General features: G+C 52.6%; 20 protein-coding genes, 6 tRNA genes and 1 other RNA gene. 16 read left to right on the top strand and 11 right to left on the bottom strand.

The window, feature by feature from the left end; translation table 11 throughout:
• Nucleotides 1-224 precede the first annotated feature (224 nt).
• The gene (locus ABOC97_RS03045; RefSeq protein ID WP_349593921.1) at nucleotides 225-1,463 is read left to right on the top strand and encodes an ion channel protein; all 1,239 of its coding nucleotides are present in this window, start codon (nucleotides 225-227) and stop codon (nucleotides 1,461-1,463) included.
• Here the strand turns inward: ABOC97_RS03045 and ABOC97_RS03040 are convergent.
• Nucleotides 1,460-3,121 (bottom strand): alpha-keto acid decarboxylase family protein, encoded by a 1,662-nt coding sequence (locus tag ABOC97_RS03040; RefSeq protein ID WP_349594325.1) that lies wholly within the window; start codon nucleotides 3,119-3,121, stop codon nucleotides 1,460-1,462. The genes ABOC97_RS03045 and ABOC97_RS03040 overlap by 4 nt on opposite strands.
• A 172-nt stretch (nucleotides 3,122-3,293) precedes the next feature.
• On the opposite strand from ABOC97_RS03040, the gene mgrA reads away from it, so the two are divergent.
• The 5 genes from mgrA to ABOC97_RS03015 all read left to right on the top strand — a co-directional run bounded on the left by mgrA (nucleotide 3,294) and on the right by ABOC97_RS03015 (nucleotide 9,003).
• Nucleotides 3,294-4,292 carry an L-glyceraldehyde 3-phosphate reductase gene (gene mgrA, locus ABOC97_RS03035; RefSeq protein WP_349593918.1) on the top strand — a complete coding sequence of 333 codons (999 nt, stop codon included), beginning with the start codon at nucleotides 3,294-3,296 and terminating at the stop codon, nucleotides 4,290-4,292.
• Between the two features lie 125 nt (nucleotides 4,293-4,417).
• Nucleotides 4,418-4,744: a DUF2502 domain-containing protein gene (locus tag ABOC97_RS03030; protein ID WP_349593915.1), complete on the top strand. Its 327-nt coding sequence runs from the start codon at nucleotides 4,418-4,420 to the stop codon at nucleotides 4,742-4,744.
• 126 nt (nucleotides 4,745-4,870) lie between these two features.
• Nucleotides 4,871-6,430: a PTS transporter subunit EIIC gene (locus tag ABOC97_RS03025; RefSeq protein ID WP_349593912.1), complete on the top strand. Its 1,560-nt coding sequence runs from the start codon at nucleotides 4,871-4,873 to the stop codon at nucleotides 6,428-6,430.
• Nucleotides 6,431-6,446: 16 nt separating this feature from the next.
• On the top strand, nucleotides 6,447-7,799 hold the full coding sequence (locus ABOC97_RS03020; protein WP_349593910.1) for a class-II fumarase/aspartase family protein: 1,353 nt from the start codon (nucleotides 6,447-6,449) through the stop codon (nucleotides 7,797-7,799).
• A complete protein-coding gene (locus ABOC97_RS03015) occupies nucleotides 7,792-9,003 on the top strand; it encodes an N-acetylglucosamine-6-phosphate deacetylase (protein ID WP_349593907.1) in 1,212 nt (403 codons plus the stop codon). Before ABOC97_RS03020 ends, ABOC97_RS03015 begins: the two co-directional genes overlap by 8 nt.
• Here ABOC97_RS03015 and ABOC97_RS03010 read toward each other — a convergent pair.
• From ABOC97_RS03010 to ABOC97_RS24025, 3 genes are all read right to left on the bottom strand, one after another.
• A complete protein-coding gene (locus ABOC97_RS03010; RefSeq protein WP_349593904.1) occupies nucleotides 8,996-10,543 on the bottom strand; it encodes a BglG family transcription antiterminator in 1,548 nt (515 codons plus the stop codon). The two genes, ABOC97_RS03015 and ABOC97_RS03010, sit on opposite strands and share 8 nt — an antisense overlap.
• 87 nt (nucleotides 10,544-10,630) lie before the next feature.
• Nucleotides 10,631-11,869, bottom strand: coding sequence for an Nramp family divalent metal transporter (locus ABOC97_RS03005; protein WP_349593901.1), 1,239 nt, complete (start codon nucleotides 11,867-11,869; stop codon nucleotides 10,631-10,633).
• Nucleotides 11,850-11,906 (bottom strand): hypothetical protein, encoded by a 57-nt coding sequence (locus tag ABOC97_RS24025; RefSeq protein ID WP_420883590.1) that lies wholly within the window; start codon nucleotides 11,904-11,906, stop codon nucleotides 11,850-11,852. The genes ABOC97_RS03005 and ABOC97_RS24025 overlap by 20 nt, the downstream gene beginning before the upstream one ends.
• Nucleotides 11,907-12,204: 298 nt before the next feature.
• Between ABOC97_RS24025 and nupC the strand changes: the two genes are divergently transcribed.
• Nucleotides 12,205-13,407 carry a nucleoside permease NupC gene (nupC, locus tag ABOC97_RS03000; RefSeq protein WP_052285731.1) on the top strand — a complete coding sequence of 401 codons (1,203 nt, stop codon included), beginning with the start codon at nucleotides 12,205-12,207 and terminating at the stop codon, nucleotides 13,405-13,407.
• A gap of 51 nt (nucleotides 13,408-13,458) precedes the next feature.
• Here nupC and ABOC97_RS02995 read toward each other — a convergent pair whose 3' ends face one another.
• The 3 genes from ABOC97_RS02995 to ABOC97_RS02985 form a co-directional block, all read right to left on the bottom strand.
• Nucleotides 13,459-15,600 (bottom strand): EAL domain-containing protein, encoded by a 2,142-nt coding sequence (locus tag ABOC97_RS02995; RefSeq protein ID WP_349593899.1) that lies wholly within the window; start codon nucleotides 15,598-15,600, stop codon nucleotides 13,459-13,461.
• Nucleotides 15,601-15,837: 237 nt separating this feature from the next.
• Nucleotides 15,838-15,913: transfer RNA gene (locus ABOC97_RS02990), tRNA-Ala, on the bottom strand.
• Nucleotides 15,914-15,952: 39 nt separating this feature from the next.
• Nucleotides 15,953-16,028, bottom strand: a tRNA-Ala gene (locus ABOC97_RS02985).
• Nucleotides 16,029-16,244: 216 nt separating this feature from the next.
• Here ABOC97_RS02985 and ABOC97_RS02980 point away from each other — a divergent pair.
• Both ABOC97_RS02980 and ABOC97_RS02975 read left to right on the top strand, forming a co-directional pair.
• Nucleotides 16,245-16,601, top strand: a complete 357-nt coding sequence (locus ABOC97_RS02980; protein ID WP_349593896.1) for a YfeC-like transcriptional regulator — start codon at nucleotides 16,245-16,247, stop codon at nucleotides 16,599-16,601.
• Nucleotides 16,602-16,610: 9 nt separating this feature from the next.
• Nucleotides 16,611-17,009, top strand: coding sequence for a YfeC-like transcriptional regulator (locus tag ABOC97_RS02975; protein WP_349593893.1), 399 nt, complete (start codon nucleotides 16,611-16,613; stop codon nucleotides 17,007-17,009).
• 45 nt (nucleotides 17,010-17,054) lie between these two features.
• On the opposite strand, the gene gltX is transcribed toward ABOC97_RS02975, so the two are convergent.
• Complete coding sequence (gltX, locus tag ABOC97_RS02970) at nucleotides 17,055-18,470, bottom strand: glutamate--tRNA ligase (protein ID WP_234502320.1); 1,416 nt, start codon at nucleotides 18,468-18,470, stop codon at nucleotides 17,055-17,057.
• Nucleotides 18,471-18,717: 247 nt separating this feature from the next.
• On the opposite strand from gltX, the gene ABOC97_RS02965 reads away from it, so the two are divergent.
• From ABOC97_RS02965 to ABOC97_RS02940, 6 genes are all read left to right on the top strand, one after another.
• Nucleotides 18,718-18,793: transfer RNA gene (locus ABOC97_RS02965), tRNA-Val, on the top strand.
• A gap of 44 nt (nucleotides 18,794-18,837) precedes the next feature.
• Nucleotides 18,838-18,913: transfer RNA gene (locus ABOC97_RS02960), tRNA-Val, on the top strand.
• Between the two features lie 46 nt (nucleotides 18,914-18,959).
• Nucleotides 18,960-19,035, top strand: a tRNA-Val gene (locus ABOC97_RS02955).
• 4 nt (nucleotides 19,036-19,039) lie between these two features.
• Nucleotides 19,040-19,115 (top strand) — tRNA-Lys (locus ABOC97_RS02950).
• Nucleotides 19,116-19,146: 31 nt separating this feature from the next.
• A non-coding RNA gene (locus tag ABOC97_RS02945) (RtT sRNA) lies at nucleotides 19,147-19,271 on the top strand.
• 120 nt (nucleotides 19,272-19,391) lie between these two features.
• Nucleotides 19,392-19,733: a FlxA-like family protein gene (locus tag ABOC97_RS02940; protein ID WP_349593890.1), complete on the top strand. Its 342-nt coding sequence runs from the start codon at nucleotides 19,392-19,394 to the stop codon at nucleotides 19,731-19,733.
• Here the strand turns inward: ABOC97_RS02940 and ABOC97_RS02935 are convergent.
• Complete coding sequence (locus tag ABOC97_RS02935; RefSeq protein WP_349593887.1) at nucleotides 19,724-20,650, bottom strand: LysR family transcriptional regulator; 927 nt, start codon at nucleotides 20,648-20,650, stop codon at nucleotides 19,724-19,726. The genes ABOC97_RS02940 and ABOC97_RS02935 overlap by 10 nt on opposite strands.
• An 89-nt stretch (nucleotides 20,651-20,739) precedes the next feature.
• Between ABOC97_RS02935 and ABOC97_RS02930 the strand changes: the two genes are divergently transcribed.
• On the top strand, nucleotides 20,740-21,735 hold the full coding sequence (locus ABOC97_RS02930; RefSeq protein ID WP_349593884.1) for a bile acid:sodium symporter family protein: 996 nt from the start codon (nucleotides 20,740-20,742) through the stop codon (nucleotides 21,733-21,735).
• Here the strand turns inward: ABOC97_RS02930 and ABOC97_RS02925 are convergent.
• Both ABOC97_RS02925 and ligA read right to left on the bottom strand, forming a co-directional pair.
• Nucleotides 21,732-21,944 carry a DUF3820 family protein gene (locus ABOC97_RS02925; RefSeq protein WP_052282371.1) on the bottom strand — a complete coding sequence of 71 codons (213 nt, stop codon included), beginning with the start codon at nucleotides 21,942-21,944 and terminating at the stop codon, nucleotides 21,732-21,734. The two genes, ABOC97_RS02930 and ABOC97_RS02925, sit on opposite strands and share 4 nt — an antisense overlap.
• A 1-nt stretch (nucleotide 21,945) precedes the next feature.
• The gene (gene ligA, locus ABOC97_RS02920; RefSeq protein WP_349593881.1) at nucleotides 21,946-23,961 is read right to left on the bottom strand and encodes an NAD-dependent DNA ligase LigA; all 2,016 of its coding nucleotides are present in this window, start codon (nucleotides 23,959-23,961) and stop codon (nucleotides 21,946-21,948) included.
• Nucleotides 23,962-23,968 lie beyond the last annotated feature (7 nt).

Raw genomic sequence — 23,968 nt, 5'->3', positions numbered from 1 at the left:
TCAGAATAAATCTTTGTCACACTGTAAATTCAAGGCGCTTTAACAACAATGGCGTTTGCATGAGCACCCCAGGATTATCGATCTTCGTCACATTTTTTGCGCATTTTTTAGCTCATGTGAAGAGAGATAAACGCTAAGGTCGTATCGTTTCAGCACCATTTGCGCTGAACAAAAAATCGGGAAAATGCAAAGTAGCCCAGGCATTCAGCAAAAAGGATAAAACCATGCTCCACCCGCGAGCCAGAACCATGTTGTTGCTGTCTATACCTGCCGTGCTGATCGGTGTCGCATCCAGCTTGTTGTTAATGGTGGTCGTGAAAATCGCCGCCGTGCTGCAACATTTGCTGTGGCGTAACCTCCCTGCGGCTTTCGGCGTGGACTTTACCTCTCCGTTTTGGATAATCCTGATGCTGACTCTGACCGGTATTGCTGTCGGTCTGGTGATTCGCTACAGCCCAGGTAACGCGGGTCCCGATCCGGCAAGCGAGCCCTTAATCGGGGCCGCCGTTCCCCCTTCTCATCTGCCCGGTTTGGTGATTGCGCTCATTCTCGGCCTGGCGGGCGGCGTGAGCCTTGGTCCAGAACATCCGATTATGTCGGTCAATATCGCGCTGGCCGTGGCGCTGGGCGCGCGATTTTTCCCGCGGGTCAGCTCGCTCGATTGGACGATTCTGGCGGCCGCAGGCACCATTGGCGCGCTGTTTGGTACGCCCGTTGCCGCAGCACTCATTTTTTCCCAGACGCTCAGCGGCAATAACGATACCCCATTATGGGATCGTCTCTTCGCCCCATTGCTGGCCGCAGCTGCCGGTGCTTTAACCACCGGCCTGTTTTTCCATCCGCAGTTCTCATTGCCGATTGAGCATTATCAGGAAATGCGCGTTGTCGATATCTTCAGCGGGGCGATTGTGACTATCTTCGCCATCGCCGTAGGCATGGTGGCAGTCTGGTGTCTGCCGCACCTGCACGCGCTGATACACCGCCTGAAAAGTCCGGTCGTTATTCTGGGAATCGGCGGTTTTGCGCTGGGAATTATTGGCACCTTCGGTGGGCCAATCACCCTATTTAAAGGGCTGGATGAGATGCACCAGCTCACGACCGGGCCAGGTTTCAGTGCCGGCGAGTATATGCTGTTTGCACTCAGTAAGCTGGCCGCGCTGGTCGTGGCCGCAGCCTGTGGTTTCCGTGGTGGGCGAATCTTCCCGGCGGTATTTGTCGCCGTAGCGCTCGGGCTAATGCTGCATGCCCACGTCGAGGCGGTTCCGGCGGCGATCACCGTCTCCTGCGCCATTCTGGGACTGGTACTCGTGGTGACTCGTGATGCCTGGCTTAGCCTGTTTATGGCCGCCGTGGTGGTCCCGGATACGACATTGCTGCCGTTACTGTGCATCGTGATGCTCCCCGCCTGGCTGCTGTTGGCGGGGAAACCCACGATGATGGTGCCACGTAAACGCCGGGATTAGCGCCCGCTATTGCGCGCCTCCAGCGCCTGGGTCACCGCTTTTAGCAGCGGCGGGATATCCATTTTCGGCAGCATGACTTCCAGTAAAGTCAGTTTATCCCCCCGCTCTGCCCGCGCCAGCGCATCGTTTAACTGCGATGCGTTGGTCACTTTCCAGCATTCAGCCTGGCAATCCAGATTCAATGCCTGCGGCACCTGCGTCCAGTTCCATAGACTGATGTCGTTGTAGCGTTGCTCAGGCCCGTGGATCGCGCGCTCAACCGTATACCCTTCATTATTAAGCAGCAAAATTAGCGGCCGCTGGCCATCGCGCAGCATTGAGCTTAACTCCTGAATAGTGAGCTGCGCGGCGCCATCGCCAATCACCAGCACCACGCGCCTGTCCGGCTGCGAGGTCTGCGCACCGAAGGCGGCGGGCAATGTGAAACCAATCGATCCCCATAGCGGCTGGACAATCAGGCTACTGTCGGTCGGCAACGTTAACGCGGCAATACCAAATGCGGCTGTCCCCTGGTCTCCCAGAATAATGTCATGCGGCCGGAGGTATTTTTCCAGCGTGTGCCAGAAATGGCGCTGGGTCAGGTGCCCGCTATCAACCGTGGACGGTGCGCTAATCCTCCGGCGATAGGTTTGCCACTGGGCAGAAAAGTCTTTGCTGAGCGCAATCAGCGCGTTTACCGCCTCCTGCATTGCAATCCCGCTGAACCAGCGTTCGCCTACGCGAGCGGCAAACGGCTGAATTTCAATTGAGCGCTGTGCCGTAATGCGGTGGGTGAAACCGGCAGTGATCGTGTCGGTAAAACAGGTACCAATGCAGATAATCACCTCGGCGTCCTCAATCGCCTCGCGCGTTTGCGGCAGACTAGCTCCTCCGCTGTAGGTCCCGGCAAACCCCGGCTGCTGTTCGTTAAATAGTCCTTTGCCCATCAGCAATGTGGCATGGGGAATCGACACCTCTTCCATCCACTGATTGAGCACAGATTGCTGCCCAAACCGCAGCGCCAGCACATCTGCCAGCAAAGACACTCGATGGCAGGGTTGCAATAACTTTCGCGCCTGCAGGATAAAACCGTCCAACTGCGCGTTATCTCTTGCCGCTGATTGCACGGTGAGAGCGCTCCCAGGACGCGCAACGGGCAGCGACGCGACATCAGCGGGTAGCAGCAGATAGCCCGGACGCTTGCGCCGCACGATTTCGCTCAGCACCCGGTCAATTTCTTCGCAGGCATTGCGGGCATTCAGCACTCCCTGAGCCACCGAAATAGGCGCGCTCATCTGGCGAAAATGATCAAAATTGCCGTCGCCCAGAGTGTGGTGTAAGCACTCGCGTCGCTGCTGAGCTGCTGTACAGGGCGCTCCGACAATATGCAGGACCGGTACATGCTCAGCAAAGCTGCCGGCCACACCGTTGAGCGCGCTAAGTTCGCCCACTCCGTAGGTAGTGAGTAGCGCGCCGAAGCCCTGCGTCCTGGCATAACCGTCCGCCGCGTAGGCCGCGTTGAGTTCATTGGCGCATCCCACCCAGCGGACAGTCCGATGGGCAATCACGTGGTCGAGAAACTGGAGGTTGTAGTCGCCCGGTACGCCAAACAGGTGGTCAGCGCCACAGTCAGCAAGGCGGTCAAGTAGATAATCTGCAACGGTATAAGGCGCGTTCATCATGCACTTCCCCCAGCGGTTTGTTTCTTTGAGTATTGAAGAAGTGTTAAGGCTGTCCAGAATTGGCAAAAAAGTCTGCTGGAAAGCAAAATTTACAGATTTCAGGAGTGTACGAGCCGATGGACATTGGTTAGTGTAAACGTATACACACGTGGATATTCTGGAGGACACTATGGTTTACCAGGCAAGCCCAACGCGTTATGAAAGCATGACGTATCAACGCTGCGGCAACAGCGGTCTCAAGCTCCCTGCCGTTTCGCTAGGGCTTTGGCACAATTTTGGCGACGAAACGCACGTCGAAAATAGCCGTCAGCTACTACGTCATGCCTTCGATCTCGGCATTACTCATTTTGATTTGGCAAATAACTACGGCCCGCCTCCGGGATCGGCGGAAAGCAACTTCGGTCGTATTCTGCGGGAAGATTTTCTCCCCTATCGTGACGAGTTGATTATCTCCAGCAAAGCCGGTTACACCATGTGGGACGGGCCTTACGGTGATTGGGGTTCTCGTAAGTACCTTATTTCTAGTCTCGACCAAAGCCTGAAACGGATGGGGTTAGAGTACGTCGATATCTTTTATCATCATCGTCCGGACCCGGAAACCCCGCTGTTGGAAACCATGCGCGCGCTCGATCATATCGTCCGTCAGGGTAAAGCGCTGTACGTTGGGCTTTCCAACTATCCGGCTGAACTTGCACAGCAGGCCATCGACATTCTTAACGATCTCGGAACGCCTTGCCTCATCCACCAGCCGAAGTACTCCATGCTGGAACGCGGAGCGGAAAACGGTTTGCTGGATGTCTTACAGCAAGAAGGTGTCGGCTGTATTGCCTTCTCGCCGCTGGCCGGGGGACAGTTGACCGACCGTTATCTGCACGGTATTCCGGCAGATTCCCGCGCTGCCAGCAACAGTATCTTCCTGAAACCTGAGCAGCTTACCGACGGTAAAATCAATGCCGTTCGTCAGCTCAATACGCTGGCGGAAAATCGTGGGCAGAAGCTGTCACAAATGGCGCTGGCGTGGGTGCTGCGCCAGCAGGCGGTGACTTCCGTGCTGATTGGTGCCAGTAAAGTGGCGCAGCTTGATGATGCGGTCGGGATGCTGGCAAATCGCCATTTCAGCCCGCAGGAATGTGCGGAAATCGATGGCATTTTGAACGGTATAAAATAACAGCGACTTTAACAAAAAATGCTCTCTCCTGACGGTTTAAGAGTTAACCCAATAATCCGGGGTTTTACCGAATTGTAATATTGCGTTAACAGGTCTTACTGACCACGATCGTATAGGAGAGAAGTATGTTCAGGTCACTGATTCTGGCGGCGGTATTGATGGCTTCGGCCCCGATGTTTGCTAATGCTGGTGAAATCACCCTGCTGCCATCCGTAAAACTACAAATTGGCGATCGCGATAATTACGGCAATTACTGGGACGGTGGTCGCTGGCGCGATCGCGACTACTGGCATAAAAACTGGTATCACCGTGATAACGGCCGGCATCGCGGCTGGGATAAAAATAAGGCCTATGAACGCGGCTATCGGGATGGCTGGGGCGATCGTGACGATCACCGTGGTCGCGGACGCGGCCATGGGCGCGGTCATGGACACGGCCACGGCCACCATTAACAAAGAGCCTCCGGGCTCTTTTTTAATGGTCAAATCCTGCGCTTCTTATTCACCACCATTTGCCCTTGAGCAAAAAAATCCTGCCAGTATCTTATCGTTAAGATATTCCACGTCAGGATTTACATCATGAATACCAATTTTAAAAATGAAATTCAGATATTCGGTCGTTCGCTATTATTACCTATTGCGGTTTTAGCTCCCGTCGGGATGGTAATGGGAATTAGCTCGGCGTTAGGTCAGAGTTATATGATCGATAAACTGCCTTTTTTAGGCAATGATATCTTCAAGGCCGTTTTATCTTCTTTGGGATTAATCAGCAGCGTTGTTTTTAATAATATTCCTTTATTATTTGCGATGGGCGTAGCCTACGGAATGTCAAAAAAAGAAAAAGGTATCGCCGTATTTGCTTCTGTTGCCGCTTATCTGACCCTCTTAATTTCGATGCATGTCCACCTCAAGCTCGCAGGAACGCTCGCCAAAGGCGATCTTTCATTGGTGGGTCAGGGCATGGTGCTTGGCGTACAAACGCTAAAAATTGAGGCACTCGGTGGGATTATCGCCGGCCTTCTTGCCGCGAAAGTCACTGACCGCTTCTACCGCTTACAGCTGCCTTTGGCCTTTGCCTTCTTTAGCGGCAAAAAATCAGTGGCTATTCTCGCCATCGCCTTTGCCATTCCCGTTGGGCTGATTATCCCCTTTATCTGGGATCTCTTTACCGCCGGAATGCGCGCAATCTCAACCATCATGATGGCACCGGATATTGGCGCGGGGATATACATGACGCTCAACCGCCTGTTGATCCCCTTCGGCCTGCACCATGTGCTGAGTTCAACGGTACGCTTTACCGCCGCTGGGGGAACCTACCTGATTGACGGGCAAACCTACGTTGGGATATTACCGGCGATGAACAAAATCCTTTTTGAGCTTGGCCCGACGCATCCGGCGTGGAAAGAGTACATGCCAACGTTGACCAGCTATCTTGCCTCATCACAAATGCTGACCACCTTATTTCGCGTGCCTGCTATTGGTCTGGCGATGTATCACATGGCCTATTTCAAAAACAAGAAATTTGCCAAAGGGATGATTCTGACCGTGGTACTCACCGCGATGTTAGGCAATATCACCGAACCGCTGGAATTTTCCTTCCTGTTTATCGCGCCAAAACTCTTTGTCATCTACGCGGTACTTTGCGGTTTACTGACTATTCCACTGCAAATTCTGGAAGTGTCCATTGGCTATATTCGCGGCACTATCTTTGATTTTGGTATATTCGGTCTGATGTATGAAAACACGCATTGGGTTAATTTAATTCTGCTCGGTATTGTTAACTTTGTAGTCTTTTATTTCGTATTCCGCTTCGCCATCAGCAAGTTTGATATCAAAACACCGGGGCGCGAAAGCGAAATGGCCGACAGCACCTTACTCAATAACAAAGAATACGACAAAGTTGCCGAGATGGTTATCGAGGGACTTGGCGGTAAAGACAATATTAAACGCGTCGAGAACTGTGTCTCCCGCCTGCGTATCGACCTGCAGGATCAGAAAATAATCAATATGGATTTACTCAAAGAATCCGGGTCATTGGGGACCTTTATCCCCTCGAATAACCATATCCACGTGGTCTTCGGCCCGCACGTAGAATTTGTCCGTAATGCGGTTGATGACCGTCTTGTCGGCGCTAAATAAGCTAAAGGAGAGGGCAATGCGCGCATTGTATGATTCAAAAAGTAAAACCATTAACGATCGCGGCATGAAAGCGCTGCTGGGTCAGCAGGCGAGAGTCCAGTCATGGCTGGATGTTGAAGCCGCTCTGGCACTGGCCCAGGCCGAGCACGGCATGATTCCGGAAAGCGCGGCGAAGAACATCTCCGCTAACTGCCAGGTTGAAAAGATCGATCTGGACGAAATGGAACGCCTGCTGCGTGAAATAGGTCACGGCTTTGTGCCGGTTATCAAAGTGCTGGTCAAAGCCTGCGACAGGGAAAGTGGCAAATACGTGCACTACGGCGTGACCACCCAGAATATTCAGCAAACCGCCCAGTTGTATCTGGCAAAACGGTTTAACGCGCTGATGCAAGAGTTCGTCAACGATACGCTGCGCAATCTGGCAACCATGGCGAGCGAGCATCAGTCTACCCTGATGGCTGGACGCACCCACGGCAAGCATGCGCTTCCCATTACCTGGGGCTATAAAGTGGCCGTCTGGATTGACGAATTATTAAGCGCACAGGAACGAATGCTGGAAGCGGAAAAACGCGTCTTTACGGTGATGATGGGGGGAGCCGTTGGAGCCTTCCACGCGACGGGAGAAACCGGCCGCCAGGTTCAGGATAGCGTCGCGCAGCGGCTCGGAATGCACTCCATGGCCATTCCATCCCGCAACTCGCGCGTGTACCGGATGGAGTACATCAGTAACTTATGTCTGCTGGCCACCACTCTGCATAAAATTGCCGAAGAGGTTTATCAAACCTCGGGGGAAGAGTTTGGCGAGGTTTCTGAAGCCTTTACCAAAGGCACCGTGGGCAGCAGCACTATGCCACAGAAAGTGAACCCAAAGCTGGCCAAAGGCATTATCGCCAATGCGCAAAAGCTTTACTCCGTGCTGACATCCTGCCTGTACGTCAGCCCGCGCCCGTTTGAAGCGGACAGTTCAGCCTACTTTATCTTCGACGCCAATATTCAGGAGAGTATGGAGTGCATTGCTGAGATTGTGATGCGTGCTGAAGAGCTGACGCGTACGCTGGTCATTAACAGCGATCGGATGCAGCACAACGTCCAGCTCACCCATGGGCTGATTAACAGCGAAAAAATCATGATGCATCTGGTCGAGAAACTGGGCAAAGATGCCGCACACGAGCGCGTTTACCATCTGGCCATGCGCAGCACTCATGAAGTTCTTCCTTATGCGGATGTCCTGCGCCACGATGCGGTTATTCGCCAGAATTTCAGCGATAGCGAAATTGATGCGCTGATTGACCCCGCGCATTACACCGGGCTATGCGCGGTGATTGCCCAGGAAACGTCTGACCGGGTTAAGGAGAAAGATCGTGGCTGATGCCCTTCTCTCTCTGGCCTGCGAGCGAATAATTACCCCGGACGGCATCCGGTCCGGATATCTGCATCTAAACGGCGACAAAATTGTGGCGCTGGACGATAAGCCTCGCGGACGTGTTATCGATTACCGTCACGCCATGCTGATGCCGGGCTTTGTTGATATTCACGTCCACGGCTGGGGACGTGGCTCTTTTGCCTGGAAAGGTGAGCGGAATTCGCTACGGGCGATGAGCCAGGATCTGGTCAATGCCGGCGTCACCTCATGGCTGGCAACCTCCGCCACCCAGTCGGAAGATTTTTTACTGGAAAGCCTGGCGGCCGCAGCGCAGTGGATTACCGACGCCAGGCCTGAAGATGGTGCGCAAGCGGTGGGCATCCATATGGAAGGCCCCTACATAAATCCAAAATTTATCGGCATGCAGCGCCTGGACTGCGTCCAGCAGCCCAGTATAGCCGGGTTCGAGCGCTATCAGCGCGCGGCAGGTGGCCATGTTCGCTTAATGACGCTGGCGCCGGAGCTACCCGGCGCGCTAGCGCTGATTCGTCATCTTCATCAATCTGGTGTGACTATTTCAGCCGGGCATACCGATGCCACTTTTGATGAGATTGGACTCGCTATCGATGCCGGACTCAACCACTTCACCCATGCCTTCAGCGCAATGCGCGGGCTGCACCACCGCGAACCCGGCGTGGTCGGCGCGCTGATGTACTATCAGGAGACTTTCGCCGAAGTCGCTAAACAGAGCGGTATCACCTTGCGACCGGAGGTCTTTGATATCCTCTATCGCTTAAAAAAAGACCGCCGGATGGTGATGATGAGCGACTGTTTGGGCTACGTCGATTTTCCGGAAGGATTCGAGTTTAAGCACTATTTGCGTCAGGAAACGTTCCGTATTCAGCACCATACGCTGGAGATTACCGACTGCCACGGCTGCACCCGCACAGTCTCTCCTGACGACTGGCCGGCAGTGCGCAATCTGGAGATGAGTTTTCTTGATTCGGTGAAAAATGTCGTGACCCGGCTGGAAAACGGCTGGGTTTCTGCCGCTCAAATTGCCAGCCTTAACCCGGCGATTCTGGCCGGTGCGGCACAAAGCAAAGGCAGCCTGGAACCTGGAAAAGATGCCGATATTCTGGTGCTGGACGCCGAAGAGAACCTACACGCCGTATGGTGCCGCGGCGTCCAACAGGCGCTCGCTAAATAAAGGCATCGTCGTAATGCTGTTCCAGATAGGCTTTTAACGCCTTCGGGCTCATCCCCTGTACCTGTTGAACGAAAGTATCAACAGGTATTTTTTTGCGCGTTGGGCTAAGGCCATGCTCACGCAGCAGCTGAAAATCATCCTGAGTAAGGTAGAAATTAACCTTCACGTAGTCCAGCTTCGCATGGCGGAGATGGCTGGAGATTTTATTGGTGAAGGTAATCAGCAGATCGAAATCCTGCTGTAAAAGGTGGTCGATTTCATTGATGTTAACGCAGGCCAAAACCTCAATGTGAAAACGAGACCGTAGCACCTCTTTGAAATAACCGACTTTGCTTTCCGATGAGTTGGTGACAATGATGACCCGCTTTTTCGCATCCCCGACCACGCGATTTTTGAGCTCATGTTTCTTGATGATGAGCACCAGCGTGGCCAAATGAATTGCCGAAAAAGACATCTGCCAGTGAAGTTCAATCTCGTTAAGCGCCTGCTGAACGTGGTGCCAAAGCTGCGGGTAACGGCGCTCTACATCGTGGAGCTTTTTATCATCAAACCACAGGTGGAATTTATTCTGAATAATTGCCGCATAAATGAAGTTGTAAATATCGGCATACCAGCTGTGATAGCTATGAATAGTGGCGTTCAGGCAGCCTGAAAGCGCTTCGCTGACCCGCAAAACATGCGCCGCCAGCGCGGGATCATAGAGCGTAAAGGGACGATGGATAAACGTGAGCGAGGCGATCAGCATGTCGAGGCAGGCGTTTTCATCGTTATCAGCCAGAACCTCATAGGGATAAGTGGTCAGAAAGTGGCTCATCTCGCTGTCGATAATGCCGCGACCGCGTTTGATGCGGTGTAGCGCCAGGCTTAGATAAACCAGCAGATATTTGCGGCCGTTATAGCCAAGGCGGGTGGCGGGGCTAATCACATCGACGTAATAATCCGCTGCCTGCGCGATTTCCGGCGCGCATTCGCGCAAAAACTGTTCGGCGATAGAACGGTTAATCGGTTCGTTGGCCTGATGGGCAATCAAACGGTTATCCGCACCTATCTCAACGGTTTTCAGAATCGACATGCACGCGGCAAGGCGAAGACGAAACTCATCCCCCACCAGCTGTGATCCTTTCCGCGGAATGCTTAACAGCGTGAGCCCGCTCTCCTGAACCCGGCTCAGCATGAGCGGGTTATCGTTTTTGACCGTCCCGGCGCTAACAAAAAACTTTTTGTAGTACTCGTTCTTATTCACCACATCGTACAGGCACAAAGCGACGAACAGATCCTGGACGCGTTCTTCGGCGGTGGTGAGATAACGATTAAACTGCACCCGTTGCAGAAACTGAATGTAGTCGCTGTAGCCAATGTTCGTAGTAATACATTGATTATCCTGATGTAGCTGAACGTGAGTCGGCAACAGCTCGTTCAACTCTTTCATCGTGCGTTTCAGCGTGGAAAGCGTTTTACCAAACCGCTGTACGGCATGTTCAATCCCGAGAGGGCTGTTATCCTGAAGATATTTTAAGAAGGAGAGATCAAAATGGTTCATAGCCGTTCGCTGAGAGGTCAAACCCAGCAAAGGATAGCGGAAAAGGTGAAGGAAAACCGTGACCTGTCGCGAGTCACGGTGCACCGATTATAAATTCAGCAGCGTTCCCACCAGCAGCCAACCGTTTAACGTCACCACGATAGCCACAATAACCCAGCCAGTACGTTTAACCCACGGCGTGTTAACCAGTTCGCCCATCAGTTTACTGTCGCTGGTAAACATCAGCAGCGGCACCAGCGCCAGCGCAATCCCAAAGCTCAGCAGAACCTGGCTCATCACCAGAATTCGCGTAGGGTCCAGGCCCATCAGAATCACGATAAACGATGGCAGCATCGTCACCACACGACGGAACCACAGTGGAATATGGAAGCGGATAAAGCCCTGCATCACCACCTGGCCGGCGAGTGTCCCCACGACCGTTGAAGATAACCCGGCGGCAATCAGGCTAAGCCCGAAGATGGTCGCTGCCGCATGGCTGAGCAGTGGCTCCAGCGTGAGATAAGCCTGATCCAGGTCGGCAATCCCGGTGTGCCCATGGGCGTGGAATGCCGCAGCGGCGGTGGCCATCATCGCCAGATTGACGAAACCAGCAATGGTCATGGCGATTGCCACATCCCAGCGCGTGGCGTTATAGCGTTCTTTCGCACTGCCACCGTGTAAATGCTGGGTCAACGATGAGTGCAGATAGATAACGTGCGGCATGATAGTCGCGCCTAACACGCCAGCGGCCAGGAACACGGCTTCAGAGTTGGGCAGCGACGGTAAAATCATACCTTTTGCCAGCGGTGCCAACGCAGGCTGGGAAAAAATCAGTTCGACAATGTAGGCGGCAGCCACAAACAGCAGCAGGCCGCCAATGACTTTCTCCAGCGGTTTTTGCCCACGGCGCTGCAGCATCAGGATTAAGAAGGTGGCAATCCCCGTCAGCACTGCCCCCTGAAGCAACGAAATACCGAGAATGAGTTTAAAGCCGATAGCCGCCCCGATAAATTCGGCAAGGTCAGTGGCCATGGCGATAATTTCTGCCTGAACCCAGTAAAACCAAACCAGCGGGCGCGGATAGTGATCGCGAATCTGTTCCGCCAGGTTTTTCCCGGTCGCAATGCCGAGCTTGGCCGACAGCACCTGAATCAGCATCGCCATCAGGTTCGCCCAGACCACCACCCAGAGGAGCTGGTAGCCGAAACTTGCCCCGGCCTGAATGTTGGTCGCAAAGTTACCGGGGTCGATATAGCCGATTGCAGCAATGAATGCTGGCCCCATCAACGCTAACCGCATACGGCGCGCTGCCCGACTGGTGTTATTCTCAACGCGACTGTTGGTCATTCTCTGCCTCAAAAACATAGCCTTTGCTATGTTTCATGCTAACAAAATGAGAATGATTATCAAGTTCATTTGCGAGGGATGATAATAATTGCTCTGATAGCCGGAACCGATAGCCAGACTGGAGGTTAGGATGGATTGGTATACGCTTAATGACAGAGTAGTACAACGTGGAAACTTTTCATACATTTACTTAACATCACAAAAATGTATCGAAGATCACTATTTTAGAGTTTGCTCACAGGTTCTAAATATAGTGAGAGACAGATCTCGTTTTATTTGACCATGTTACATAGAATGTGCACGAAAACTTAACCCGCCTCATGTTTGGAGCAAATATGGACCGCGTCTTCCATTTTATTCTCGCGCTCGTTGTGGTTGCGATCCTGGCCTTACTGGTCAGTTCCAACCGTAAACAGATTCGCATTCGTTATGTTATTCAGCTACTTGTCATCGAAGTATTGCTGGCATGGTTCTTCCTGAACTCCGATGTCGGTCTGGGTTTCGTAAGAGGCTTTTCCGAGATGTTCGAAAAACTGCTCGGTTTTGCCAACGAAGGGACCAACTTCGTCTTCGGCAGTATGAACGATAAAGGCCTGGCATTCTTCTTCCTGAAAGTCCTGTGCCCAATCGTCTTCATCTCCGCGCTTATCGGTATTCTGCAGCACATCCGTATCCTGCCGATTATCATTCGTGCGATTGGTACCGTGCTGTCTAAAATCAACGGCATGGGTAAACTGGAGTCTTTCAACGCCGTCAGCTCGCTGATCCTCGGCCAGTCTGAAAACTTCATTGCCTATAAAGATATTCTTGGCAAAATGTCCCGCAACCGCATGTACACCATGGCAGCAACGGCGATGTCTACCGTTTCCATGTCTATCGTGGGCGCGTACATGACCATGCTGGAACCAAAATACGTCGTTGCGGCGCTGGTTCTGAACATGTTCAGCACCTTTATCGTTCTGTCGCTGATCAACCCTTACCGCGTTGATGAGAGCGAAGAGAATATCCAGATGTCTAACCTGCACGAAGGACAGAGCTTCTTCGAAATGCTGGGTGAATACATTCTGGCAGGCTTCAAAGTAGCGATTATCGTTGCAGCTATGCTGATCGGCTTTATCGCCCTGATCGCCGCGCTGAACGCCCTGTTCGCGACCGTCACCGGTTGGTTTGGCTACAGCATCTCCTTCCAGGGCATTCTGGGCTACATCTTCTATCCGGTTGCCTGGATTATGGGTGTTCCTGCTAACGAAGCCCTGCAGGTGGGTAGCATCATGGCAACCAAACTAGTTTCTAACGAATTCGTTGCAATGATGGATCTGCAGAAAGTTGCCGCTGAGCTCTCTCCACGCGCAGTGGGCATCATCTCCGTATTCCTCGTTTCCTTCGCTAACTTCTCTTCCATCGGTATTATCGCCGGTGCGATTAAAGGCCTGAACGAAGAACAAGGTAACGTGGTTTCCCGCTTCGGTCTGAAACTGGTTTACGGTTCTACGCTGGTGAGCGTGCTGTCTGCTTCTATCGCCGCGCTGGTTCTGTAATTCCTGAACGTTAAAAAAGGGCCTGTAACGTTGGTTACAGGCCCTTTTTCTTTAGGTTTCGGTCGGGTACCCAATCTCATAAAGCGGCCGGGGTTTATCAATCAGATATCCCTGCATGTAATGAACGCCTAGTTTGACCAACAGCGCCTGCTGTTCTTCGGTTTCCACAAATTCAGCCACCACTTCCAGATTCTGTACCTTAGCCAATTCGCAGATTGAGCGAATAATCATGGCATCCATTGGGTTGGTCAACACATCCCGCACAAAGCTGCCGTCAATCTTGATGATATCGGCCTCAAGGCGCTTTAAACGCTCATAGTTGGCATAGCCAGTACCGAAGTCATCAATCGCAATCTGGCAGCCGAATTCACGCAGCTGGTTGAGGTTTTTAATACTGACATCGGAGTTTGAGAACGCCTGTTCCTCGGTAATTTCCACAATAATGCGCTTGACGTTGACCTGGTATCGGCGAAACAGCGCAATAATCTCCGTCGCACTCTCTGCTTGCATCAACGTATAAGGCATTAAATTGACGGAGAAGCGCTGGACGGGGAAAGCTTCCAACGAGCAAAACAGTTTTTCCAGCACCAGCATGTCAAAACGCTTACTGAGGTTAAACTGGGTCAATATCGGGATAAATTTATCCGGTGTCACCAGCCCATTGGCGTCCACCAGACGGCTAAGGATTTCATAATACCCTTCTCCCGATGGTTTTCTGATTGGCTGGGCATAGAGCACAAAGCCATCCCCATCGAGCGCGTTTTTAATGCGGTTAAGCAAAATGACCCGTTCGCTGGTTTGATCAAACGCCTCCACCTGGCCGTTATCGAGCTTGAGGATTTGCCCCGTTTCACCCGCCTGTTCAGCAAGCCAACTAAGCTGTCCCAGCGTATGGTAAAGATTACCGCCCTTAGAACGCACGCGCCCCCAGGAAATGCCATATTCCAGATTCAGCAACGAATTATTCCAGCGAATATCCTGGCTGCGCAGAAACGCGGCCAGATGGCGCAAACGTGCTGCGGTATCCGGCCCGTAGAGCACAAGCAGCAGCTCGTTGCCCGGCAGCTGGAACAGCTTCTCATCGGCAGCCAGTATCGGTTGCAGCACTTGCGTAATGCTGCGTTTGCACTGAATACGCATCATCATGCCGTAGTGCCGGCTAAGAAAATCGAGGTTTTCGATATGCAGGCAACAAATGCTCGGTGAGCCAGGCTTCTCCAGATACCCCTCCAGCGCTCGCAGGTTGGGTAGCCCGGTTAACGGATCGATCATCGCCTGCTCCTGCCACTTTTGCTTAACTCGCTTACTGCGATGGTAAATCTGCAGCATATACAGCAGGCAAATGGTGAAAGAGATCAGCGAAGATAAAACAAAAGAGAGCGAGTGTTGCGTCTGAATACCGTGTAGAAAGTTGGTGTTATTTATCACCAGTATGAACGCTGATAACGTCCAGGCCATGATGACAACCTGATAGGTTAACCGACTGATTCCAAATGCAAAAAACACGCATATCATCGGAACGAGATAACCTGCAAAGTAATCGTTACCGAACGGAGCGCATAAGAAAAACAACAGAATGGCCAGACCCAGGAACCAGCTGTAGACGTTTAGCCGACATGAAAAATGACGATAAATAGCAAAGTTCCGGTGCCAGAAGGCCCTCGCGTAATTGGGATTCAGACACATCCTCATCGGGTAATAGAACAGTTTTGTGAAAATTAACGATGCGCAGACTAAACCCTGAATATTAACAATCGTGTAAATCGTCGTTGTTATATTAAAATAATTAAACAGTGATTGTGGAGTTTCTATAAACTCGCCCACCAAATACATCATAATCTTTGCCATCACAGGGGTAGCAAAGCCAAACCAAAAAACATGTAACCCTAGGTTATAAATCACTAAACCATGCCGCCAGCGGCGCCCTAAAATAGAGCGTAAAATAAAACTAGAGATACATACCGCGGTCAACTGACAGAATAGCAATATTAATGAATTGAAGGGGGAAAGGTTGATCTGCCAGTAACTTGCGACGGTAAACCCAATAATCAGCGGCAGTACCGCATGACGACCAAACAGCCTCACCATTGCTATCATGACGCCAAGCGGTAACCAAGCCAGATATACAGAGTGACCGTCGTAAATGGCAGTGGGTGATATATAGCGAGATAAAGGAATAGCCACCAGGCTCATTATCAAAGCCAGGAAAAATTTTCTTAATGAGGTACTCCATTTAACAGTCATGCGTAGCAGCCGATATCCTTTATCGTACATAGAGTGACTGTCTGAATATTATTGTTACTAATTATTCTAAGCAAGCGTGGGTGATAAAATACTGAGCCATACCCGCATTTTATATTATATCTGCTACTTTTTTACGCATGGAATAAATGCAAAAAACCCCCGCCTTTCGGCGAGGGTTTCATAATTTGGTGGAGCTAAGCGGGATCGAACCGCTGACCTCTTGCATGCCATGCAAGCGCTCTCCCAGCTGAGCTATAGCCCCACAGTGCGTTTACGTTCCAAACCTGATGGGAGCAGGATTTGGTGGAGCTAAGCGGGATCGAACCGCTGACCTCTTGCATGCCATGCAAGCGCTCTCCCAGCTGAGCTATAGCCCCAACGTAAAGCTGTCGTGTTGACGGGCGGCATAATATGAATTCCCTTGCGCAGTGTCAACGGCAAAATACGTTAATGGAAGTTAATCGCTGAAAAAGCAGACAAATGCGCAACATTACGCGCCAGGTCGCAAACAGGAGTTATCCGCGTCACGTTTTCCAGTAAAACGATGATATAACATGAACCTGTAATTCCCACACTGCGATTCAGGAAATAGCATGCTCAAGGAACGAATGACGCCGGAGGAGATTGCCCACCTTACGGGATATAGCCGACAAACCATCAACAAATGGGTGCGTAAAGAAGGCTGGACAACATCGCCACGTCCCGGCGTTCAGGGCGGTAAAGCCCGCCTGGTACACGTTAACGAGCAGGTCATGGCGTTCATTAATAGCGCCCAACGCGTTTGTGAGGCAACCGCCCCCTACGCGGCGAACGGCAACGATAATCCTTTCCATACGCTGCTGCTCACGCTGGGTGATGAAATGACCGAATCTGAACAGAAGCAGCTCACCACATTGCTGCTGCGTGAAGGAATCAGCGGTTTATTACAACGTTTAGGGATCCGTGGTTAAGCATTCGTCATGAAAAAATTGCCTGCAAAAATGTCCACTGAAGAGCTAGCCAACCGTCTGGGAATGACCCGACAGACAATCAATCACTGGATCCGCGAGCAAGGATGGCGTACCGAACCCATGCCGGGGATAAAAGGTGGCCGAGCGCGACTCATTTATATTACCCAGCAAGTTCTGGATTATCTGGCCAACATGCCTGCCCTGCGTGATGTATCCGCAGATAATCAGATGCAAGAGCCCGTGCGCAGCTACAGCGCTAAAGAGTCTGATGTGCTCTGGCGACAAATAACCGATGTGCTGCAAAATATGACGCCCGTCGAACAACAACGACTTCAGCTTTTGCTTTCCCGGGAAGGAATTAGTGGGTTCTTAACGCGACTCGGACTAAACCGCGACGACGAGGCGTAAAAAAAGCGGGTTTCCCCGCTTTTTTATTATTTATGCTGCAGGAGATTACTGCTGGCTTTCGCGCTCAGCGATAAAGCCCAGAGCTTTGTTAATGCGCTCGATGCTGCGGGATTTTCCGATAGCATGTACGGTAACGTCCAGCGCTGGCGACTGCCCTGCACCAGTGACTGCTACGCGCAGCGGCATACCGACTTTCCCCATACCCACTTCCAGTTCATCAGCGGTAGACTGAATGGCGTGATGAACGTTTTCAGCGGTCCATTCGGTGATAGCAGCAATTTTGTCACGCACCACTTCCAGCGGCTGACGCGCAACCGGACGAAGGTGTTTCTTCGCAGCGTCTGCATCAAACTCAGCGAAGTCTTCGTAGAAGTAGCGGCAGCTCTGCGCCATCTCTTTGAGCGTTTTGCAGCGCTCGCCCAGCAGTTTGATAAGCTCAGACAGCTGCGGCCCAACGCGAGTATCAATATTTTCCTGCTCAATGTGCCACTGCAAATGCGTCGCCACATACTCTGCTGGCAGAGTATTAATGTAGTGATGGTTCAACCACTGCAGTTTTTCGGTATTGAACGCACTGGCGGATTTACTTACGGCATTCAGCGCGAAGTATTTGATCATCTCTTCACGGGTGAAGATTTCCTGATCGCCATGGGACCAGCCCAAACGCACCAGGTAGTTCAGCAGCGCTTCCGGCAGATAACCGTCATCGCGATACTGCATTACGCTGACCGCACCGTGGCGTTTAGACAGTTTTTTACCGTCATCACCGTTGATCATCGACACGTGCGCGTAAACCGGCACCGGCGCATTCAGCGCTTTCAGGATGTTGATCTGACGCGGAGTGTTGTTGATATGGTCTTCACCACGAATGACGTGGGTGATTTCCATATCCCAGTCGTCAACAACGACGCAGAAGTTATAGGTCGGGGAACCATCGGTACGGCGGATGATCAGATCGTCCAGCTCCTGGTTGCTGAATTCGATTGGCCCACGGATCTGGTCATCAAAGATAACGGATCCTTCCTGCGGGTTAGCAAAACGCACAACGCACGGTTCATTATCAGCATGATGCTCGTGACCATGGCGGCAGCGGCCGTCATAACGTGGCTTTTCACCGTTCGCCATTTGCTCTTCGCGCAGTGCTTCCAGACGCTCTTTTGAGCAATAGCATTTGTAGGCGGTACCGGCTTCCAGCATTTCATCAATCACCGCGTTGTAGCGGTCGAAACGCTTGGTCTGATAGTACGGGCCTTCATCCCACTCCAGATTCAGCCAGTTCATCCCATCCATGATGGCTTCGATGGCTTCCGGCGTTGAGCGCTCGAGATCGGTGTCTTCAATACGCAGCACAAACTCACCGTCGTGGTTACGTGCAAAAAGCCAGGAATAAAGAGCAGTACGAGCACCGCCGACGTGCAGATAGCCGGTCGGGCTAGGCGCGAAGCGAGTTTTGATTTTCATGAAATGGCCTTACGTTTATAAAGATGCCGACAACCGGCAAATACTGGAAATAAAAGTGGGCAATATTCTATCACTCCCACTCGGTTGTTCCCACCGCCAGCGCATGCTTTACTGTTTTTGCTTAGAATTCATACATAATAGGACGTTTTGCGATCGCTTTGCTTAATTTTACGACGAACGAACAATTTCTTTAGAAAATGCGTTGACTCATTTTCAACTCTCCCTATAATGCGACTCCACACAGCGGGGGTGATTAGCTCAGCTGGGAGAGCACCTCCCTTACAAGGAGGGGGTCGGCGGTTCGATCCCGTCATCACCCACCAACTACTTTATGTAGTCTCCGCCGTGTAGCAAGAAATTGAGAAGTGGGTGATTAGCTCAGCTGGGAGAGCACCTCCCTTACAAGGAGGGGGTCGGCGGTTCGATCCCGTCATCACCCACCACTTTCTCGCCAGCTGGATTTCTTGCAAAAATGTGAAGTACCGAAGTGGGTGATTAGCTCAGCTGGGAGAGCACCTCCCTTACAAGGAGGGGGTCGGCGGTTCGATCCCGTCATCACCCACCACTTCGGGGCGTTAGCTCAGTTGGTAGAGCAGTTGACTTTTAATCAATTGGTCGCAGGTTCGAATCCTGCACGCCCCACCAATGTAAAAAGGCGCCCTAAAGGCGCCTTTTTGCTATGCGCAATATTTGACGATTCGAACCTGCCGCAGGTTTGGGTCGAACGCAGTGAGACAACGGAGCCGTTCACGGCGACGGCCCGAAGGGCGAGCGTAGCGAGTCATCCTGCACGCCCCACCAATGTAAAAAGGCGCCCTAAAGGCGCCTTTTTGCTATGCGCGATTCACCTTTTTACTTCCTCCTCAAGTCCTGCCTCATTCTGCCGATATTGCTTATATTTCCCTTTAGAAGGCGAACATCATGAGCACTATCAGCGCAACTGCTGTTGCGACGTTACAAAACTCCGGCAGTTCCAGCATATCAAGCAATAACGATGCGGCATCCCAGATGACGCGGATTACCCAGCAGATCGTTAAGCTGACCCAACAGTTGAAAGAAATTGCCGACGGCAGCGGCAGCGCGGAAGAGAAACAGAAACAAGCGGAGATGATTCAGGAGCAAATTGCCATGCTGGAAGCGCAGCTGGCACAACTTCAGAACCAGCAAGCGGAAAAAGCGCAGGAAAAGCAGGAGCAATCCGCTGCCGCTATCACTGGGGTTAATAACCCCAGCGACGCGCATAAAATTGACATCTATATCTGATACAACGGATCCTGCAAACGCGCATCCATCAGACACTGGCCCTGCTCACGGGCCACATCCCACAGCGCCTGTGCCGCCGTTGAAAGCGAACGTTTTTTACGCCGCGCCAGCATCAGTTGCCGTTCGACGCCCGGAGCCAGTCTTTTCACTACCAGCGGGCTTCCCTCCGGCAATGGCAAAGCCAATGCCGGAATAATGCTGATGCCAATTCCCGCCGTCACCATCGGAAACAGCGTCGCCGGGTGGCCAATCTCCTGCACAATATCGGCCTCAATATCATGCAAACGCAGCGCCGCATCAATCAGCATACGGCTTCCTGAAGCATAATCCTGTAACACCAGCTTTGCTCCCTGAAGCGCTTGCCAGCTCACGCTCGGTAAATTCGCAAAAGGATGGTCATTGCGACAGAGTAAAAAGAACGGCTCCGACAATACGGTTTCACATTGCAAATCGCTGACCGCGCCGGGGTCAATCACAATGCCAAAGTCGACATCACCCTGACGAATACTTTCCAGCACCCACTGCTGAGGACGGTCATGCAGCACAAAACGAATGTCCGGATAGCGTTGGTTGCTCTGGGCAATGCATTGGGGAATCAGATGCGCCGAGATAGTCTGGCTTGCCGCCACGCGCACCGTACCGCTTAACTGCTGCCCAGAGCGTCCTGCCTCGCGCAACGTACTGTGCAATTCATCAAGCTGGCGCTCAAGCCGCTGCGCTAGCTGCTGTCCGGCCTCCGTCAGCACCACCTCGCGGGTGGTACGATCCAGCAGGCGTACGCCGGTCTGGTTCTCCAGCTCCTTCACGCTGTGGCTCACCGCCGACTGGCTCAGGCCAATCATCTCCCCTGCCCGGCTAAAGCTTTTCGCCTGAGCCACCGTCACAAACACCTTTAACTGCCGTAGCGAATAATTCATCTGTTTTATTCATGAATGGATGCAATAAATCAATTTTATTTCTCAAAAATAAAAAAGCAAAATGTCTGCATCGATCTTCAGGAGTTTTTATGAAACTTTTCCGCATTCTGGATCCCTTTACGCTGACCCTTATCGCCGTCGTCCTGCTCGCCACCTTCTTCCCGGCGCGCGGCGACTTTGTCCCTTTCTTTGAAAACCTGACCACTGCCGCCATCGCGCTGCTGTTCTTTATGCACGGCGCCAAGCTGTCGCGTGAGTCAATCATCGCCGGCGGCAGCCACTGGCGGCTGCATCTGTGGGTGATGTGCAGCACTTTTGTGGTTTTCCCGGTACTGGGCGTATTGTTTGCCTGGTGGGCACCGATTAACGTCGATCCGCAGCTCTACGCGGGTTTCCTGTATCTGTGTATTCTGCCCGCCACCGTACAGTCGGCCATTGCCTTTACCTCACTGGCCGGTGGCAACGTTGCCGCGGCAGTATGTTCGGCATCTGCCTCCAGCCTGCTGGGGATTTTCCTCTCTCCGCTGCTGGTGGGCCTTGTGATGAACGTCCACGGCGCAGGTGGCAGCCTTGAGCAGGTGGGCAAAATTATGCTGCAACTGCTGCTGCCGTTTGTACTCGGCCACCTGTCCCGTCCATGGACGGCGGCGTTCGTGACCAAACATAAGAAATGGATTGCTAAAACCGACCAGACGTCAATTCTGCTGGTGGTTTACTCAGCCTTTAGTGAGGCGGTAGTGAACGGTATCTGGCATAAAGTCGGCGTCGGTTCACTGCTGTTTATCGTGGTGGTCAGTATCGTACTACTGGCGCTGGTCATTCTGATCAACACCGTGGTGGCACGCCGACTGGGCTTCGATAAAGCGGATGAGATTACGATTGTCTTCTGCGGGTCGAAAAAGAGTCTGGCCAACGGTATTCCGATGGCCAATATTCTCTTCCCGACGTCAGTATTGGGGATGATGGTGCTGCCGCTGATGATCTTCCACCAGATCCAGCTGATGACCTGTGCAGTGCTGGCGAGGCGTTACAAAGCCCAGACAGAGAAACTGCAGGCCAAAGAACAGGCCCGCGTCGGAAGCTAACGCTTCAGGGGCTGCACCAGCTGGCTCAGCCCTTCTGTTTTAATCAGTAGCGTTAGCTGCATTAGCTCGCCAAGATGCCCGGCAGGAAACTCATCCTTCCGGGCAAACCACAGCAGATACTCCTCAGGCACATCAATCAAACGCCGCCCCTTATATTTGCCAAACGGCATTTCGGTATTGGCTATCTCAATGAGCTGTTCTTTATCCACTTTAGACTCCTAACAGCCGCAGCATTTCAGCCTCATCAATCACTTCAATGCCCAGTTCCTGTGCCTTCGCAAGCTTAGAGCCTGCCGCTTCGCCGGCAATGACCAGATCCGTTTTCTTCGACACGCTTCCAGCAACCTTTGCCCCCAGCTCAACCAAACGTGCTTTGGCATCATCACGGGACATCTGGCTCAGACTACCGGTCAGAACCACGGTTTTTCCCGCAAACGGACTGTCAATTTCGTCAGCATTGATAACCACCGGCGCAGGCCAGTTCACGCCTTCTTTAAGCAGCTGCTGGATAACCTCGCGGTTGCTCTCTTCAGCAAAGAAGTTAAACACGTGATTGGCCACTACCACGCCGACATCGGGCACTTTTTGCAGCTCATCAACCGTCGCTGCTTCCAGCGCCTCCAGCGTACCGAAGAAAGCCGCCAGCCCAGCGGCCGTCGCTTCGCCAACTTCACGAATGCCCAGCGCATAGAGGAAGCGGGCAAAAGTAGTCTGTTTGGCTTTTTCCAGCGCGCTGACCACATTCTGCGCCGACTTAGGCCCCATGCGGTCAAGCCCGGTGAGTTTGCCAGCGGTCAGGGTAAAGAGATCGGCTGGCGTATGGACGTACTCTTTTTCCACCAACTGATCGATAATTTTGTCGCCCATGCCGTCAACATCAAGCGCACGGCGGGAGACAAAGTGTTTGAGCGCTTCTTTACGCTGCGCACCGCAAATCAAGCCGCCGGTACAGCGCGCGACGGCTTCACCTTCAACGCGTTCAACATCGGAGTTACACACCGGGCAACGGGTCGGGAAGACCACTTCCTGGGTGTTATCCGGACGCTCTGAGAGCACCACGTTCACCACCTGCGGGATAACGTCACCGGCACGGCGAATTACCACTTTATCGCCAATACGCAGCCCCAGACGTTCAATTTCATCGGCGTTATGCAGCGTGGCGTTACTGACCAGTACACCCGCAACCTGAACCGGTTCAAGACGCGCCACCGGCGTAATCGCGCCGGTACGGCCAACCTGAAACTCCACGTCGCGGACAAAGGTCATCTGCTCTTGAGCCGGGAACTTGAACGCTACCGCCCAGCGCGGCGCACGCGCCACAAAGCCGAGCTGTTCTTGTAATTCCAGCGAGTTAACCTTAATCACCACACCATCGATATCAAAGCCCAGCGTCGGTCGGTCTTCTTCAACCTTGTGGTAGTAAGCAAGTACTTCCTCCGGCGAATCACACAGCTTCACGCGATCGCTGACCGGCAGACCCCACTCCTTAAACTGCTGCAAACGCCCAAGGTGGGTGTCCGGCAGTTCACCGCCTTCCAGCACACCCCAACCATAGCAGAAGAAAGTGAGCGGTCGCTTCGCGGTAATGCGAGGGTCAAGCTGACGCAGTGAACCGGCGGCGGCGTTACGCGGGTTAGCAAACACTTTGTTGCCGGTGCGCCGCGCTTCTTCGTTGATTTTTTCAAAACCAGGCTGCGGCATAAACACTTCGCCGCGTACTTCCAGGCGAGCCGGAATATTGTCGCCACGCAGCTTGAGTGGAATGGCGCGGATAGTACGCACGTTGGAGGTGATATCCTCGCCGGTAGTGCCATCACCGCGCGTTGCCGCACTCACCAGCACGCCGTTTTCATACAGAATACTGACCGCCAGACCGTCTAGCTTGAGTTCACAGCACCAGGTCAGTTTATCCGTGCTTTTCAGGCGATCCTGAACGCGTTTGTTAAAAGCGAGAAAGCTTTCTTCATCAAACACGTTGTCCAGAGACAGCATCGGGACTTCGTGGCGAATCTGACTGAACGCCGCCAGCGGCTCGGCACCAACGCGTTGGGTTGGCGAGTCAGAAGTGATGAGCTCCGGATGCTGGGCTTCCAGCTCGCGCAGCTCGCGCATCAGGCGGTCATACTCCGCATCCGGCAGTTCTGGCGTATCTAAGACATGATAAAGGTATTCATGATGGCGAAGCGTCGCTCGCAGTTCAGTCAGTTGTTGTTCTATCGGTTGCATAACACAC

The organism is Kluyvera huaxiensis, assembly GCF_040149365.1.
GTDB lineage: Bacteria > Pseudomonadota > Gammaproteobacteria > Enterobacterales > Enterobacteriaceae > Kluyvera > Kluyvera intermedia_A.
The sequence above is the reverse complement of the archived record's forward strand: the minus strand, read 5'-3'. Positions and strand labels throughout refer to the sequence as shown.